The sequence below is a fragment of the Dyadobacter subterraneus genome, from assembly GCF_015221875.1.
In the GTDB taxonomy this organism is placed as follows: Bacteria; Bacteroidota; Bacteroidia; order Cytophagales; family Spirosomataceae; genus Dyadobacter; species Dyadobacter subterraneus.
Genome location: NZ_JACYGY010000001.1, coordinates 5276591 through 5292794 on the forward strand (window position 1 = coordinate 5276591; position 16204 = coordinate 5292794).

Sequence of the window (16204 nt, forward strand, 5' to 3'; positions counted from 1 at the left end):
TTGTTCATTACTATGTGCCCATGTTTAGATATTTGTTACTTTTCTTATTTATTTCAACCATAACTCTGGCGCAGAAAAGTGACAGCCTGAGGAATGGAGGAGTAAATATGGATAGTGTGCGATATACCAATCTTAAAATTCGTATGTCCAAAACAAAATTCTCGCGGTCCATATACCGGTTACTTTTTCGGGACGTATATAATCAGGGAAAAAAGGGCGAGGTTAAGGCCATTGAAACAAATCCTTTCACGCCATATGAAGGCATGGTAATTAGGAAAATCGTTATCAAACAACTTGATGTTCTTGGGGAATCCGTTTATGATACCACCCGGGTAGGAAAACAGCTGGAACGGTTTCTCAGCAAAAATTTTCATACCAACACCCGTGAAAGAATTATCAGAAAGTCCTTTCTAAGATTTTCGGAAGGTGATGAAATACAGGCAAGCGTATTGAGAGACAATGAACGTTTATTAAGAAAAAACGGAACAATTACAGATGCCCGGATCATTGTGGTACCGAGAACTGATGTGACATGGATGGCTGATATTGTGGTTATTATACAAGATTCATGGTCATGGAATATTTCGGCAAGCCCAAGCAAATTTAATAAATTCAGCCTTGGTCTTAACAATACCAATGTGAATGGAACCACGCATCAGCAGCTTACCAAAATCCGGTATGATGCCAGTGATTCACTGCAAAAATTTCAGTTCCGGACGATTTATACCATTCCTTACATCGGCAAAACATTTATTACCGGCCAGGCTAACTTTATTTATGAGCGCGACCAGAAAATCCAGTCCATTGTTTTTTCACGCTCATTTCTTACGACTGAAACAAAATATGCTGGTTCCATAGAAGCCGGTCACGCCAAACTTCGTAATTATAAAAGGGATCTTGATAGTCTGGATAAAGAGAACCGCTATCAAACGGGATATTATTATTATGACGCCTGGCTGGGGCGATCCTTCAAATTTCCTTTTAAAAATTCTTCGCTTAGTGAAAAATCGCGTCTGGTTTTCGCGATGCGTCATAATAGATACAAGTACACGCAACGTCCCGAAGTACGTGCGGATACCAACATTATTTATTGGGACCGGAGTGCAACACTTATTAGTTTTGGTTACTCAAACCGAAGCTATAAACGAGACGTACTTATCTATGGTTTTGGTAGAACAGAGGACGTTCCAGTCGGAAATTTACTCGCAGTGACCGCAGGACAGGAAAATACGGAATTTGGGCAGCGCGGTTATGCTGGCGTTCAGTACGCAACGGGACACTATCTCCCTCACAGTTCTGGTTATTTATATGGCTTGGTAAATGTCGGTTCTTACTTTAAAAATGATTCGAAACAACCGGGCGTCATTAGTGGGCAGGTAAATTATATTTCCAAACTTATTCCTTTCCGTTATAGCTATTTCAGGCAATTTGTAACTGTTCGGTATACCCGTGGAGTCAATAGAGATCCGGTGGATTATATCAATATAAGCAGGGATAACGGAATCAGGGGAATCAACAGCGACAGATTAATTGGAACAAAGAAGTTCACGGTTGGTCTTGAAACCGTATATTTTTCGGAAAAAAGTTTATTAGGTTTTCGTATCGCTTATTACGCATTTGCTGATTTCGGACTTGTAACACAAGACAAATTTCACTTATGGAATGCGCCCGTATATCAGGGGTATGGATTTGGATTGAGGTTAAGAAATGAAAACCTTTCAATTAACACATTGCAATTACGTTTTGGTTATTATCCAAATATTCCCGGGACTTCATCCGCTATTCGTTATGCAATAGAAGGAAATACTCCTTTAAGACTGCGTGATTTTGATATTGCGGCGCCATCTATGGTACCTTATCAATAGCAGCTTAACAAATTATTTAACTTCATGGCATAAAAATTGGTCCAAAAAGAAATAGCCATAATAAATAGCCTCCCAGCCCGCCAACCAGTCCAGCCAGCAAAAAAGTCGTTTTACTTTCGTCCGGTATAAATCGTTTATAAATTATTAAAACGACAAAAAAACCGATTACTGCTAAAACAAAGGATATCAACCAGGTATCGATTTCAAAATATCTCGCCAAGATAGTTTCGTCGTTTCCATACGGAAAGCGTCCCCGGCTAACTGTAAATAATAATTCCATTACATAATTACCCGTTTCTCTTAACCAGAAAAGTGCAGTAAATAGTAATATCCACTGTTTTTGTAAAAGGGTTTCTCCGTTAAAACTTTTTCTATTTACCAAAGCGAAAATAAATCCGGCAGTACCGATTATAATCGTTAGCAAAGGGCCGCCCAGTGTTATCAAAAAGTTTTCATCTTTTATCCTTTTCATTAAAGCGGCATATTCCTCTTTTCGGGGAAAATATTCATTTGTCCGGATCTTAATTCTTTCATCTCTGGTAAGGCTGTCAACAAAATCATGATATATGGTATTCCTCCAGGTCGTATAGGCATAACTCACGCGTGCATCATAACCTAGTAATTTTGCAGTAAAAAAATGTCCATATTCATGAACGATCGTAGCTACGATACTACCGATAAAAAATCCCAGAATAAGTTGATAAAGCAACTTATTATCAATTTCACCCATATAATTATTTATCAAAAAGTCAATTTACCAAACATGCTTCTGTCGGCGACGTAAAATCCGGTTTATCACCGTTTAACACACACATTGTCATATACACTTTTTTTAGTCATTCAGTATTCTTTTTCCAATATGTGAATTAACTTTGTGGAATTTTTGAACGAACCCCTTTTAATCGAGAGGTAAAAAGTATCAGGGACGCTCCGAAGTTATTAAAAGTTATTCCCAAAATTCTACAAATTACCATTTACTGTGCCCAAAAATCCGAATATCAAGTCCATCCTAATTATCGGTTCTGGTCCCATCATCATTGGTCAGGCATGTGAGTTCGATTATGCAGGTTCACAAGCAGCCCGCTCACTTCGTGAAGAAGGTATAGAAGTTGTTCTAATCAACTCTAACCCTGCGACGATCATGACGGATCCGATCAGCGCTGATCATGTGTATCTGCTTCCATTGGAGAAGAAATATATCATCGAGATTCTTGAAAAACATAAAGCGCTTGGCAGGCCGATTGATGCCGTTTTGCCAACCATGGGTGGTCAGACAGCATTAAACCTGGCTATCGATTGCGATAAAGCCGGTATCTGGAAAAAGTATGATATAGAAATTATTGGTGTCGATATTAAAGCGATCGAAACCACAGAAGATAGAGAGAAATTCCGTTTGAAAATGCTTGAACTTGACGTTAACGTTTGTAAAGGACGTACCGCAAGATCATTTTTAGAAGGAAAAGAAATTGCCCAGGAAATCGGTTTCCCGCTTGTTATTCGTCCTTCATTCACATTAGGAGGAACAGGAGGTGGAATTGTTGAAAATGAAAAAGATTTTGACCAGGCGTTAAATAACGGTTTACACGCTTCTCCAACACATGAAGTTTTAGTAGAACAAAGTGTATATGGCTGGAAAGAATACGAGTTGGAATTGTTGCGTGATGGTGCAGGAAACTTCATCATTATCTGCTCGATTGAAAACTTTGACCCGATGGGTGTTCACACGGGAGATAGTATTACTGTCGCTCCGGCAATGACCCTTCCTGATACACTTTATCAGCAAATGCGTGATCTGGCCATCAAAATGATGGATGGTATCGGAAAATTTGCAGGTGGATGTAACGTTCAGTTTTCTGTAAATCCGGTTGACGATAAAATTATCGCGATTGAAATTAACCCGCGTGTGTCCCGTTCTTCTGCCCTTGCGTCAAAAGCAACAGGTTATCCGATTGCAAAAATCGCTGCAAAAATGGCGATTGGTTACAATCTTGACGAATTGATCAACCCGATCACAGGAAGTACCTCTGCATTTTTCGAACCTTCAATTGACTATGTAATTGTAAAAGTTCCTCGTTGGAACTTTGATAAATTCCAGGGTGCCGACCGTTCGTTAGGATTACAGATGAAATCAGTGGGTGAAGCCATGGGGATCGGACGTAATTTCCAGGAAGCATTGCAAAAAGCGTGTCAGTCGCTGGAAATCCGCAGAAACGGACTTGGTGCTGACGGCCGTGAATTACGTGACCAGGAAGCTATCAAATATAGTCTTGCACATCCAAGCTGGGATCGTCTGTTCCATATTTATGATGCTTTCAAGATTGGTTTGTCTTTCAAAACAATCCAGAGTCTTACAAAAATAGATGCCTGGTTCCTTCGCCAGATCGAAGAAATGATCGAACTGGAACATGAAATCGAAAAATTTGATTTGTCAGATCTTCCAAAGGAATTATTCCTGACTGCCAAACAAAAAGGATATGCAGATCGTCAGATCGCACATTTACTTCAAACAAAAGAAAGTAAAGTGTATGACAGACGTAAAGAATTGGGCATCAAACGTGTTTACAAATGTGTAGATACCTGCGCGGCTGAATTTGAAGCAAAAACACCATATTACTACTCAACTTTCAATTCTTCTCAGGAAACGCCTGATAACGAATCGGTTGTTTCTGATAGAAAGAAAGTGATCGTTTTGGGCTCAGGCCCTAACCGCATCGGACAAGGAATTGAGTTTGATTACTCATGTGTTCATGGCGTTTTGGCCGCAAAAGAAGCTGGTTACGAAACGATTATGATCAACTGTAATCCTGAAACGGTTTCAACGGATCCGGATATTGCAGATAAATTATACTTCGAACCAGTTTTCTGGGAGCACGTTTTTGACATTATCGAACATGAAAAACCGGAAGGTGTAATTGTTCAGCTAGGTGGACAAACAGCTCTTAAAATGGCTGAGAAACTTGACAAATACGGTATCAAAATTATCGGAACCAGCTATAATTCACTTGACTGGGCTGAAGATCGCGGACGTTTCTCACCTTTACTTGAAGAACTGGGAATTCCTTATCCGAAATTCGGAACGGTAAGAACTGCTGATGCAGCTGTTGAACTTTCGCGTACGTTAGGTTTCCCGCTTTTGGTTCGTCCAAGTTATGTTTTGGGTGGACAGAATATGAAAATCGTAATCAACGAGAAAGAACTTGAACAACACGTTGTAAAAATCCTTCGTGATATTCCTGATAATAATATTCTTCTGGATCACTTCCTTGAAGGGGCTCTTGAAGCAGAAGCAGATGCAATTTGTGATGGTGAAGATGCTTACATCATCGGTGTGATGGAGCACATCGAGCCAGCGGGTATCCACTCCGGTGACTCACATGCCGCACTTCCTCCTTTCGATTTAACAGATGACGTTATCCGTCAGATCAACGAGTATACCCGTAAAATTGCTCTGGCAATGAATGTGAAAGGTTTGATCAACGTACAGTTTGCTGTGAAAAACGGAATAGCCTACGTAATTGAAGCGAATCCAAGAGCTTCTCGTACAGTTCCATTTATTTGCAAAGCATACCAGGAGCCTTACGTTAATTATGCAACTAAACTGATGCTTGGCGATAAAAAATTAAGTGATTTCACTTTCAACCCGGTTAAGAAAGGTTGGGCGATAAAAATTCCTGTGTTCTCATTCAATAAATTCCCGAATGTTAACAAAGAATTAGGACCTGAAATGAAATCAACTGGTGAAGCGATTTACTTCATTGATGATTTGCAGGACGAGTTTTTCCAGAAAATTTACAGTGAAAGAAACCTGTATCTGAGCCGGTAGGTTTTAGAAAAATTAATATGATGAAAAATAATCCCGGTGATGAGCCGGGATTTTTTGTTGATTAAGACCGATTCGGAATCGGAAATTTAATTCAATATGTTACAAATCGATCTTAAAATACGTCTTATTAGAAATAGTATCTCTGTAACCAGATAGAAATTTAATATGCAGATTGGAACATATTTAACTAAACAAATAAGTTCTGATACATACACTTTTAATAGTATCGGGCCAAAAGGCATAATTGAACTGCGAATTATTATTTCAAAAGACGATCGGGAAGCAAGTAATTATCACAATCTAGCATTTGGAGTATGGAATAAAATACTAAATGATATTGACGATAAAATCGAACTTAAACGGAGATATGGATCGAGTTCTTGCGACGGTAGCTCAAACAGCAATTTCATTTATGAAAACCATCCGCAATCTTTACTCTACATCGAGGGGAGTAATTCTATACGTACAAGAAAATATCAAATGGGAATTTCAAAAGACGTAAATAATATTCCTCCTAGTTTAGGAATTTTAGGCCTCATTGATGAAAATCTATTGAATGAAGCTTTGCCTGCATTGAAATGGGAACATTTCAGAAGAAACACCAATTATCATGCGTTTTTGTTATACACTAAATGATTTGTATATTTAAGTAGTAATAAACTTTATTCGCATGTCTACTATCACAAATAATAAAAAAGACATTTCTGCTAATCAGAAGAGCCAACCTGATAAAAGGATAACAACTGTGGATAAGAAAATCGATCGAATGAGGGAGACCCTAAAAAAATATCCAATTCCACTCGAATTGCTTAAAAAATAACTGTTTGCTGAAAGTTATAAAATTGTATTGGAACCGATAAGTTGGATAATATAAAAAATCCCGGTGATGAGCCGGGATTATTTTGTGAGCTCGCACCGATTTGCAATCGGTGCGTTGCTGGTGTCGCGTTTGCAACGCGAGTATGGATCACACTAATTTATTTTCTCTTAACACACGTTTCAAGCGCGAAACCATTTACGACCCGATTGCAAATCGGGCCGAGCATAAAACTCATTTGTGGTCGTTTTGTATCATTTCTTTTTCGAAAAATCCGGCAACACTTAAATCCTCACCCAATTCAGGCCAATACAGCGCATAACCATTAATGACTTCTACATTTTTTCTTTGCGAAGAAGTTGCTTCTTTTAATAAAGGGAAATCCGAAATTAGTAAGGCAGCCTCTCGACCATCTATAAGGGTAACCCGAATTTCTAATTCGTTTACTTCAACTTTTTTAGCTTTATAATCAAAAAATTTCATATTCATGATTTAAAAAACTCGTTCCATTTTCTAAGAAATTCCTCTTTATTAGTTTTAATTATTGCTTCTGCCAAATACAAATCTTTCTTTTTCAGCCCATTATTTTCAATGCAATTTACTGGATTAATTGAGAACCGTGCCTCGCCATCATTACCTCTTACGTGGATATGTGGTGGACGATGATCGTTGCTGTAAAAGAAAAATCGCAATCCGAACAGGCGTAATAATTCCGGCATACTACATTTACTAAATTAGGATTTTTTTTGCTATCAAAATAATAATTGAGATACTTGATCCTCACGTCATTATTTGCAAGGGATTTATCTCAATTAGGACGTCGTTACAAAAAAATGGTAACGCTTACAGGTTGGACGAGTTGAGTGCGCTCGCACCGATTTGCAATCGGTGCGTTTCTGTGTCGCGTTTGCAACGCGAGTGTGGAATCTCACTAAATCGTTTTCTCTTTTTAACACGCGTTTCAAACGCGAAACCATTTACGACCCGATTGCAAATCGGGCCAAGCATAAAAAAGCCCAAAATCTTACGATTTTGGGCTCCAATTAAATTTTTATTAAAATCTATATTTTTCTATTTTACCTCTTCATAATCAACATATTCTCCTCCGCGAAAGCGTGACTGATTGGCATCTGGTGGTACAGTATCTACACGAATTCCCTCTTTTGTTTTTTGTTCATAAGCTTTCGCTTGTCTTTTTTGCTCCTTTACCAATTGCCTTCCAACTAATAAATGAAACATAAAACGGCGAAAAACCGGTACAAAAGCGATTAGCAAGAAGAATATAATAAGAATGTTAAATACAATTTTCATCTTTCAAAGGTTTTATATCTCTATTATAACGTGTAATCTGTAAAAAATAACACACGAATATAACGAAAAGGTAACAAATCATCCAATAGGTTGGAAGAATGGTGCAACTTATGGACGGACGGCAAACTTTACAATGATTATACCCCTGCCGGTTTGGCATGTTGAGGCTCGGGCTCTTCTACAAATCCGGGAGCGAGCACTTTTGGTGTCAGAATTAATCTTAACGATTGATCAAACGTGACATAACTCCAGAACCAGTTTATAAAGGTCAGCACTTTATTCTTAACACCTACAATAGAAATCAGGTGAATAAACATCCATGTAAGCCAGGCAAAAAATCCCTGAAACTTGATAAATGGTAAATCGACAACAGCTTTATTTCTTCCAACCGTTGCCATAGAACCCAGATCATTATATTTGAATGGTACCGGAGGTTTTTCATCCAATGCCCGCCAAATATTTTTTGCAAGTGCTTTTCCTTGCTGCATAGCCGGTTGTGCAAGTTGCGGATGTCCGTTCTCAAATTTCCCTTCACTCATAGAAGCAACATCACCGATCGCAAAAACGTCAGTGTAACCCTGAACACGGTTAAATTCATCCACTTTGATTCTTCCACCTTTCACAAGCACTTCCGGATTTATTCCCTTCAAAGCATTGGCCTTAACACCGGCCGCCCAGATAAGATTATCAGTACGGATTTTCATTCCTTGTTTTGTGGTAACATGTTTCCCGTCATAACCTGCAACAGCCTGTCCGGTAAGTATTTCCACACCCATTTCTTCCAGGTATTTTCTGGATTTCTTAGACGATTCCTCCGACATTACAGAAAGCAATTTATCCAGACCTTCCAGCAAATAAATCTTCATGTTTGAAAAATCCAGTTCAGGATAATCTTTTGGAAGAATATATTTTTTCATTTCAGCCAGAGAACCAGATAATTCCACGCCTGTTGGACCTCCACCTACGATTACGACGCTCATTAATCCTTCACGCTCGTCGTCCGTATCAACTGCCAAAGCATCTTCCAGATTTTGCAAAACGCGGTTTCGTAAAGCCAAAGCTTCTGAAACAGATTTCATTGGAATGGCCCGTTCTTCAATTTCTTTCATACCGAAATAATTGGTGGTAGCGCCGGTTGCAATGACCAAAAAATCATAGGTAATTTCTCCCAGTGTAGTTTCCAACGACTTTCTGTTCGTGTTTATCGAAATTACTTCCGTAACTCTGATATGTACATTTTTCTTGGATTGAAAAGCTTTCCGAAGCGGAAAAGAGATCGAACTTGGTTCGAGTCCGGCTGTGGCAACCTGGTAAAATAAAGGCTGAAACTGATGGAAATTATTTTTGTCGATGATGACAACTTGTAAATCATCACGTTTGGCAAGTTCTCTTCCGAGCGCCAAACCGCCGAAGCCGGCGCCTATGATTACAATTCTTTTATGGTCGGTATATGGGATATTCGGTAGCATAGTATCGGTATTTGTAGTGACATGAGGCCAACTACAAATACCATACCTAAAACGGCTTAAACAGCAACTTTGCTGTTTTCTATAACCCGTTCATAATAAGATTCATAATGCGGTAATATTTTAGCCACATCAAATTCTTTCGCACGTGCAAGGGCATTTTCTTTAAATCTTGGAAGATTTTCATCTTGCAAGATAAAGGCTGCATTTTTTACCATATCGTCAACATCGCCAACATCGCTCAAAAATCCGGTCACGCCAGGAATATTCAATTCAGGTAATCCACCGGCATTGGAAGTGATCAACGGCACTTCACAGGCCAAAGCTTCAAGCGCAGCCAAACCAAAACTTTCAGATTCGGAAGGCATAAGGAATAAATCAGCAACGGACAAAACTTCTTCGATTGCATCCAGTTTTCCAAGGAAACGAACATCAGAAAGCATATCCAGATCACGGCACAAACGCTCAATACGCGCACGGTCCGGTCCATCACCCACCAGCAATAATTTACTTGGCGTAATATCACGCAGCTGATGGAAAATCATAATCACATCGTCAATTCTTTTAACCTTACGGAAATTAGACGTATGGACGATCAGTTTTTCATTATTCGGGCAAATAGCCAGTTTGAAGTGATCCTTTTTCTGTCTGTTAAAACGATCCAGATCTATAAAGTTTGGAATAACTTCAATGTCTTTTGTAACTGCAAAATGTTTATAAGTATCATTTTTCAACGAATCAGAAACTGCCGTAATTCCATCAGACTGATTGATAGAAAACGTTACAACCGGCTCATAAGACTCGTCTTTTCCAACAAGCGTAATATCTGTACCGTGCAAAGTGGTGATCACAGGAATGTGAATTCCCTGTTGTGCTAATATCTGTTTGGCAAGGTATGCGGAAGACGCATGCGGAATTGCATAATGTACATGAAGCAAATCCAGTTTCGCCATTTTAACAACATGCACCATGTGGCTCGACAAAGCGGATTCATACGGCGGATATTGAAATAATGGATAAGCAGGTATATTTACTTCATGATAATAAAGGTTTTCATTGAAAAAATCCAGTCGCTGTGGTTGGGAATAGGTGATAAAATGTACCTGATGTCCCTCTTTTGCAAGCGCTTTTCCAAGTTCGGTAGCGACAACGCCACTTCCTCCGAATGTCGGATAGCAAACAATGCCTATTTTCATAATATAAAATTTCTTTGTTCTTAGTGAAATAATTAAAGCGTAAAGCCCGACAAACTTTCCGATACAGAAGAGTTATGCATAGCTAACACAAAATCATCCTTTTTTATCCCGAACAGGAAGAGAAAGATTTTATTAATTCTATAATTGACATAAAATGAATAATTTTAATGTCTGAACCTGCTTTTTATTAACCTTAATGAATGTGTCTGTAAGACCGAGAGTGCGAATTCGGGATTTTGTTGCCGGTAGTGTGCGTTTGGTTCGGATGAGCAATCTGCTCATTGTGGCCATTACACAGTACCTCACACGTATTTTATTAATTGGCCCAAGAAGTGAGTGGAAAAAAATCATCAGTGACCCTGATCTTTTCATTCTTTCTTTATCGACCGTATGCATTGCTGCGGCCGGATACATCATTAATGATTATTTTGATATAAAAATCGATATCGTAAACAAACCCGAACGTGTTGTTGTCGGGCGTTATCTTAAACGTCGCTGGGCCATGGGCGCTCACCAGGTTTTAAACGTTTTAGGAGCCGCGTTAGGATTAATCGTAAGTCCGTGGATATTTCTTGTGAATGTAATCTCCATCACTTCTCTCTGGTTTTATTCAGAACGTTACAAACGGGCACCATTTATTGGCAATCTTATCGTCTCACTTTTGACGGGTGCCACTTTGTTGATACTCACCTTACACTATCCGGCAAACCGCAAACTGGTATTTATTTACGCTGTTTTCTCCTTTTTCATTTCTTTGATACGAGAAATTGTCAAAGATATGGAAGATATCCGGGGCGACGAAGCGCATGGTTGCCGTACATTACCAATAATCTGGGGAATCCGCAGAACCAAATATTTTCTTTACGGGATAATTTTTGTTTTCGTAGCTTCTCTTTTTGCTATGGCCGACAAGCTTAACAACAATGTGCTTGCCGTATTATTTCTTTTATTACTCATACCAATCGGCTGGCTGGTTTATTCTTTAACCCGTTCGGACACCCGCCGTGATTTCAGGAAAATCAGTTCACTTTGTAAAATAATAATGCTCCTTGGCTTGGTAACCATGATTTGGGCATAATACCGTTCAATAACAAGTCCTCAGATGTACATTCGGAAGGACATATTTTTGACAAAATTGTCGTTCAGTAACTATTAAACTAAATCATAATTAACAAATCAAAGTATCCCGATATGAAAAATAGAATTTTACTAGTGATCGTATTTTCGTTTTTTGCAATCACAGCTACTTATGCACAGGAATGTTTTGGTGTCAAAATGAAAGCTGGCAGCGGCTTTGATATGGCCACTTATGACGGAAAAGGTAAGTTAACCGGAAACATTTCCTATAAAATAGCCAAAGTTTCGCAGGAAGGTGGCATGGCTTTGATCACACTGGACATGGAAGTTTTTGATCCAAAAGGAAAATCCCAGTTGAAAAACAGCTATCAAATGAAATGTAACGGAAGCACATTAATGATTGATGCAAGCACGCTGATCAACCAGGAACAAATGAAGTCTTTTGAAAACTTCAATATGAAATTCACCTCAACCAATATTGAATATCCTACCAAATTGACCGTCGGAGAAAAACTGAAAGACGCATCTTTGAAAGGCGAAGGAACTTCCGGACCGATGGCGATGACAATGAATATGCTGATATCCAACCGTAATGTTGAAGATCAGGAAAAAGTTACCATCCCCGCAGGTACTTTTGATGCCTACAAATTAACTTCCGATATGAAAATGGAAACAAAAATGGGTTTTGGAATAACCGTAGATATCAATACAATTTCATGGCGCGCACCGGGCGTTCTGTGGGATATTAAATCAGAATCATATAGAAAAGGAAAGCTGATCAGCAGAAGTGAGTTGACAAAAATTTACTAAAAGACACATTATTACCAGCAACATATAGAAGAACGGCTTTCGATATTCCCCGAAAGCCGTTCATTTTTTTATAGCTTTGCCAAATTATTTAAAACCGGGAGTTAAAGTTTAAAGGATAATAACAGGTTAGTCCAGAACTCTCAACTCTCAACTTTCCACTTTCAACTAAATGAAGCGTATTGCCATTTTCGCATCAGGTTCGGGTTCAAACGCAGAAAAGATCTGTGAATATTTTGAAGACCGTACTGACGTGCAGGTTAATTTAATTTTGACAAATAATCCTCAGGCCGGCGTTATTCAGCGTGCCCGGAAATTCCATATTCCTGTTGTTGTTTTTGACAGGAAAATCTTTTACGAAACCGACCGGATTTTAGAAATTTTGAAAAACAACCAGGTAGATCTGATTGTTCTTGCCGGTTTTATGATGCTTATTCCCGCGTCTTTACTTGGCACTTATGCTGAAAAAATGGTCAACATTCATCCGGCTTTACTCCCAAAATATGGTGGGAAAGGGATGTACGGACATTTTGTTCACGAAGCCGTAGTGGCTAATGCCGAAAAAGAATCGGGGATAACGATTCATTTTGTCAATGAAAATTACGACGAAGGAAATATCATTTACCAGGCTTCCTGCGAAGTTTCAGAAACGGATTCGCCAGACGATGTCGCCAAAAAAGTACAGGTTCTGGAACATGAGCATTTTCCAAGAATTATTGACGAAGTCGTCTCAAAACTGAATTAAGCTACCGCTATCATGTTATACTTTTTACTGGCTGTACTTTTTACCGTTGCGCTGTATATGATTATGCGTGCCTATCCGCGCTATCAGGTCAATTCTTTTCATGCAGTGGTTTTCAACTATTATTCCTGCGTTGTTACCGGACTTTTCCTTACGCCGGAACTGAAAGCTTTTCAGGAAATTCAGTGGAATTCGGAAGGGACTATATTGACTTTGGCCTTGGGGACTTTGTTTGTCATTGCATTTATGTCAATTGGCTTAACGGCTCAGAAAGTTAGCGTTACAGCAGCATCTTTGGCAGGCAATATGTCGCTGGTAATTCCGGTACTGTTCGGACTGTTCATTTTTAAGAATACCAATAAAGAATTTACGGTTCTTAACTACACCGGGCTCGTTATTGCACTAGCGGCATTGGCATTAGGAGCAATTCAAAAACAGCAAAAAACCACTGAATTCGAAGACGGGCAACCTTTACGTGTTTCTGTTTTTTCTTACGCCTGGCTGCTTCCGGTTTTTACGTTTCTGGCAAGCGGAACGAATAATACGCTGATCAATTACCTGACCATGTCGTATTATCGTCCGGAACAAACTACGCTTTTTATGATTATTGCATGCTCCGGTGCAATTTTGATTGGGACGTTGGTGTTGATTTATAAAATATTTTTTGGGGGAGAAAAACTTGAATTTCGGAGTGTTATCGGCGGATTAATTCTGGGCGTTCCCAATTTTCTTTCGCTTTACTTTTTGTTATTGGCCTTGGGTTCATTTGGAAACAGTGCGGCTTTTGTTTTTCCGATTTACAATATTCTGAGTATGCTCGTTTCTTCTTTTGCCGCCTGGGTTTTGTATAAGGAGAAGTTGAATAATCTGAACCGGTTGGGATTAGCTTTGGCGGTTATTGCCATTGTGTTGATTTCCTATCAGGAATTGGGGTTTTGAGACTGCGATGTTTTAGGATATAGATATTTTTTATTACCGGTCCGACGGTAGAAAAAACCGTCGGACCGGTGGCACGTCAGAACACTTTGTTAATGTTGGACCGGCAGCCCGTCGGACGGCTTTTTGCCCGTCCGACGGGTAACAAAATTTCCTTAACATTATAAACTTAAAAATAGCTAAAACAGCTTTTGAAATACTTTAAAATAATATCATGCAAAGATCAAGTGTGCTGCGTATTGGGCAGCCAAAGACTGTTTGGAACAAACGTCAAAAAGAATTTAATCAGTTATCCGAAAAAATTGAGCAGTTGGATAAATTGATTCCTGAGTTGCGCACGACCTATCATCTTTTGATTGATCGCGTTCAAAGAGAATACAATCCGATTGTGCTGGAATACCAGTCTTTTCGTGTGGAGCTGGTAAAACTTATGGACCGGACTTACGAAAAGGATCTTTATAGAAAAGCATATCTGACCAAACTGGCATATCTCATTTCTGAAATATCTTTTGATCTGATTGTCAATTATAAATTTGAAGAACTGATTCCACTTTTTAACAAATACAGTGAAGTTGATTTTGAAGCTGCGCTTAATGAATTGAAAAGAGCTGATTCCCAGTTGATCGACAGCAAATTATTAGCAGAAGAAAATGAAATTACGGAGGAAGAAACATATCCTGAACATTTCCATGAACTGAGTGAAGAAGAGCAAATTCGTATCAAGGAAGAATTAAGGGCAGAAAAAGCAAAAGCTTTTGCTGAACAGGCGAAAGAAGCCAGACAATTACTAACCAAACAAAAGACAACAAAATCGGTTCGAACGGTTTATATGGATTTGGTCAAAGCATTCCATCCTGACCGCGAAACCGATGAAGCAGAAAAAATCCGTAAAACGGAAATTATGCAGCGTGTTACCCAAACTTATCAGGAAAATAATCTGCTTGAATTATTAAAATTGCAGATTGAGTTTGAAAGAATCGATCAGGATCATCTTGAAAATCTGGGTAAGGAACAGCTTACGTATTACAATCTGGTTTTGAAAGAGCAGGTTGAAGAATTGGAAAAAGAGAAAGAAGAAATTCAGCAGCAGATTTCCTATTTATGCGGGATCAATCCACAACACGCCAATTCCATGACGACCGTTGTTGTTAAATTTAACACCAACATTAATGAAGTAAAAGCTGAAATCAAAGAAATTAAGCTGACATTAAAAAAATGGCAAGTACCAAGTGTGCTCAAAGCTTTTTTGAAAACATATGAAATACCGAACACAGCAGTTTTTGATGATGAAGACGATGATTAATGTAGCTCTTTGATATAATTTGTGGACAACTTACCCCAGTTTCTCTAAAATCTCCACTATTGTAAAAATTCCAATTATTTATTATAGTCTTGATAACAAACAAAATAACCAATATCTCCTCAAATCAGCTCAGTTGGAATGCTAATTGAATAGTACGTTTCAAATTAACTTAAACGTACCTACATGAAGAATTGTATTATTCTCTTAATTACTCTTACGCTTAGCCTGTCACAGGCTTTCGCTCAGGAAAATGTTTCCATCGGACCTATTGCAGGTGTTTCATTTGCTAACTTTCACGGAAGCGCAAGTAAAACAGAAGTTAAACCAGGTTTGACAATCGGAGCTTTTTATAATTATAGCTCAAAAAAGGGATTTGGATTTAGTGGACAAATCCTATACACACAACTTGGTGCAAAAATCCTTGATAAAACAAATGAAATCAATTTGAACTATGTACAGGTTCCATTGCTTTTCACTTACTTCTTTGGTCAATATGGTGATCGTCTTCGTCCGAAAGTATTTCTTGGGCCAAGTTTGAATTTCCTTGTTAGCGCAAAAGATATCAACGGAAATAACATTAATGGCGATTCAAACAGTCGTGTTTACAATGTTTTTGACTTGGGCTTGACTGGCGGATTGGGTTTGAACTATGAACTTACACGCAAAATATGGCTTAATTTTGACGTTAGATACGGACTGGGACTTTTGGATGTAACAAAAGATTCTAACAGCAACATCCAGAACCGTAACTTCGGAATTAATCTTGGATTAAGCTTTCCACTAGGAACTTACGACAAAAAATCAGGTCGTTTGAGAACAAGATAACATTTTACACTTCATCGATAAACGAAAAAGCATCCT

The 16204-nt window shown here is 38.7% G+C and carries 15 protein-coding genes; 9 read left to right on the forward strand and 6 right to left on the reverse strand.

The window, feature by feature from the left end; all coding sequences use genetic code 11:
- The first annotated feature begins 143 nt into the window (after positions 1–143).
- A complete protein-coding gene (locus IEE83_RS22120) occupies positions 144–1865 on the forward strand; it encodes a BamA/TamA family outer membrane protein (RefSeq protein ID WP_228101931.1) in 1722 nt (573 codons plus the stop codon).
- A gap of 22 nt (positions 1866–1887) precedes the next feature.
- Here IEE83_RS22120 and IEE83_RS22125 read toward each other — a convergent pair whose 3' ends face one another.
- On the reverse strand, positions 1888–2610 hold the full coding sequence (locus tag IEE83_RS22125; protein ID WP_194122663.1) for a zinc metalloprotease: 723 nt from the start codon (positions 2608–2610) through the stop codon (positions 1888–1890).
- Positions 2611–2844: 234 nt separating this feature from the next.
- Between IEE83_RS22125 and carB the strand changes: the two genes are divergently transcribed.
- Positions 2845–5688, forward strand: a complete 2844-nt coding sequence (carB, locus tag IEE83_RS22130; RefSeq protein WP_194122664.1) for a carbamoyl-phosphate synthase large subunit — start codon at positions 2845–2847, stop codon at positions 5686–5688.
- A gap of 165 nt (positions 5689–5853) precedes the next feature.
- Positions 5854–6324: a DUF6934 family protein gene (locus tag IEE83_RS22135; protein WP_194122665.1), complete on the forward strand. Its 471-nt coding sequence runs from the start codon at positions 5854–5856 to the stop codon at positions 6322–6324.
- Between the two features lie 415 nt (positions 6325–6739).
- Here the strand turns inward: IEE83_RS22135 and IEE83_RS22140 are convergent, their stop codons facing one another.
- From IEE83_RS22140 to bshA, 5 genes are all read right to left on the reverse strand, one after another.
- Complete coding sequence (locus IEE83_RS22140) at positions 6740–6994, reverse strand: DUF2442 domain-containing protein (RefSeq protein ID WP_228101932.1); 255 nt, start codon at positions 6992–6994, stop codon at positions 6740–6742.
- On the reverse strand, positions 6991–7224 hold the full coding sequence (locus IEE83_RS22145; RefSeq protein WP_194122667.1) for a DUF4160 domain-containing protein: 234 nt from the start codon (positions 7222–7224) through the stop codon (positions 6991–6993). The genes IEE83_RS22140 and IEE83_RS22145 overlap by 4 nt, the downstream gene beginning before the upstream one ends.
- Before the next feature lie 352 nt (positions 7225–7576).
- Entirely contained in the window at positions 7577–7816 is a 240-nt protein-coding gene (locus tag IEE83_RS22150; protein ID WP_194122668.1) for a DUF4834 domain-containing protein, read from the reverse strand.
- Positions 7817–7953: 137 nt separating this feature from the next.
- A complete protein-coding gene (locus IEE83_RS22155; protein WP_194122669.1) occupies positions 7954–9285 on the reverse strand; it encodes an NAD(P)/FAD-dependent oxidoreductase in 1332 nt (443 codons plus the stop codon).
- 56 nt (positions 9286–9341) lie between these two features.
- Positions 9342–10478 carry an N-acetyl-alpha-D-glucosaminyl L-malate synthase BshA gene (gene bshA / locus IEE83_RS22160; protein WP_194122670.1) on the reverse strand — a complete coding sequence of 379 codons (1137 nt, stop codon included), beginning with the start codon at positions 10476–10478 and terminating at the stop codon, positions 9342–9344.
- Between the two features lie 196 nt (positions 10479–10674).
- Here bshA and IEE83_RS22165 point away from each other — a divergent pair, with 196 nt between their 5' ends.
- The 6 genes from IEE83_RS22165 (at position 10675) to IEE83_RS22190 (ending at position 16168) form a co-directional block, all read left to right on the forward strand.
- Positions 10675–11556 (forward strand): geranylgeranylglycerol-phosphate geranylgeranyltransferase, encoded by an 882-nt coding sequence (locus tag IEE83_RS22165; RefSeq protein ID WP_194122671.1) that lies wholly within the window; start codon positions 10675–10677, stop codon positions 11554–11556.
- 113 nt (positions 11557–11669) lie between these two features.
- A complete protein-coding gene (locus tag IEE83_RS22170; RefSeq protein ID WP_194122672.1) occupies positions 11670–12365 on the forward strand; it encodes a TapB family protein in 696 nt (231 codons plus the stop codon).
- 169 nt (positions 12366–12534) lie between these two features.
- On the forward strand, positions 12535–13107 hold the full coding sequence (gene purN / locus IEE83_RS22175) for a phosphoribosylglycinamide formyltransferase (protein WP_194122673.1): 573 nt from the start codon (positions 12535–12537) through the stop codon (positions 13105–13107).
- Between the two features lie 12 nt (positions 13108–13119).
- Positions 13120–14043 (forward strand): hypothetical protein, encoded by a 924-nt coding sequence (locus IEE83_RS22180; RefSeq protein ID WP_194122674.1) that lies wholly within the window; start codon positions 13120–13122, stop codon positions 14041–14043.
- Between the two features lie 211 nt (positions 14044–14254).
- Positions 14255–15343, forward strand: coding sequence for a hypothetical protein (locus IEE83_RS22185; protein WP_194122675.1), 1089 nt, complete (start codon positions 14255–14257; stop codon positions 15341–15343).
- Between the two features lie 183 nt (positions 15344–15526).
- Positions 15527–16168, forward strand: a complete 642-nt coding sequence (locus IEE83_RS22190) for an outer membrane beta-barrel protein (protein ID WP_194122676.1) — start codon at positions 15527–15529, stop codon at positions 16166–16168.
- The last annotated feature ends 36 nt before the right edge of the window (positions 16169–16204 follow it).

What these genes read in the sequence shown, in the direction of transcription:
- IEE83_RS22190 (WP_194122676.1), top strand. Translation starts at nt 15,527, where the DNA reads ATGAAGAATTGTATTATTCTCTTAATTACTCTTACGCTTAGCCTGTCA.
- IEE83_RS22155 (WP_194122669.1), bottom strand. Translation starts at nt 9,285, where the DNA reads ATGCTACCGAATATCCCATATACCGACCATAAAAGAATTGTAATCATA.
- IEE83_RS22165 (WP_194122671.1), top strand. Translation starts at nt 10,675, where the DNA reads ATGAATGTGTCTGTAAGACCGAGAGTGCGAATTCGGGATTTTGTTGCC.
- IEE83_RS22180 (WP_194122674.1), top strand. Translation starts at nt 13,120, where the DNA reads ATGTTATACTTTTTACTGGCTGTACTTTTTACCGTTGCGCTGTATATG.
- purN (WP_194122673.1), top strand. Translation starts at nt 12,535, where the DNA reads ATGAAGCGTATTGCCATTTTCGCATCAGGTTCGGGTTCAAACGCAGAA.
- IEE83_RS22135 (WP_194122665.1), top strand. Translation starts at nt 5,854, where the DNA reads ATGCAGATTGGAACATATTTAACTAAACAAATAAGTTCTGATACATAC.
- IEE83_RS22150 (WP_194122668.1), bottom strand. Translation starts at nt 7,816, where the DNA reads ATGAAAATTGTATTTAACATTCTTATTATATTCTTCTTGCTAATCGCT.
- bshA (WP_194122670.1), bottom strand. Translation starts at nt 10,478, where the DNA reads ATGAAAATAGGCATTGTTTGCTATCCGACATTCGGAGGAAGTGGCGTT.
- IEE83_RS22170 (WP_194122672.1), top strand. Translation starts at nt 11,670, where the DNA reads ATGAAAAATAGAATTTTACTAGTGATCGTATTTTCGTTTTTTGCAATC.
- IEE83_RS22140 (WP_228101932.1), bottom strand. Translation starts at nt 6,994, where the DNA reads ATGAATATGAAATTTTTTGATTATAAAGCTAAAAAAGTTGAAGTAAAC.
- IEE83_RS22185 (WP_194122675.1), top strand. Translation starts at nt 14,255, where the DNA reads ATGCAAAGATCAAGTGTGCTGCGTATTGGGCAGCCAAAGACTGTTTGG.
- IEE83_RS22120 (WP_228101931.1), top strand. Translation starts at nt 144, where the DNA reads ATGTCCAAAACAAAATTCTCGCGGTCCATATACCGGTTACTTTTTCGG.
- IEE83_RS22145 (WP_194122667.1), bottom strand. Translation starts at nt 7,224, where the DNA reads ATGCCGGAATTATTACGCCTGTTCGGATTGCGATTTTTCTTTTACAGC.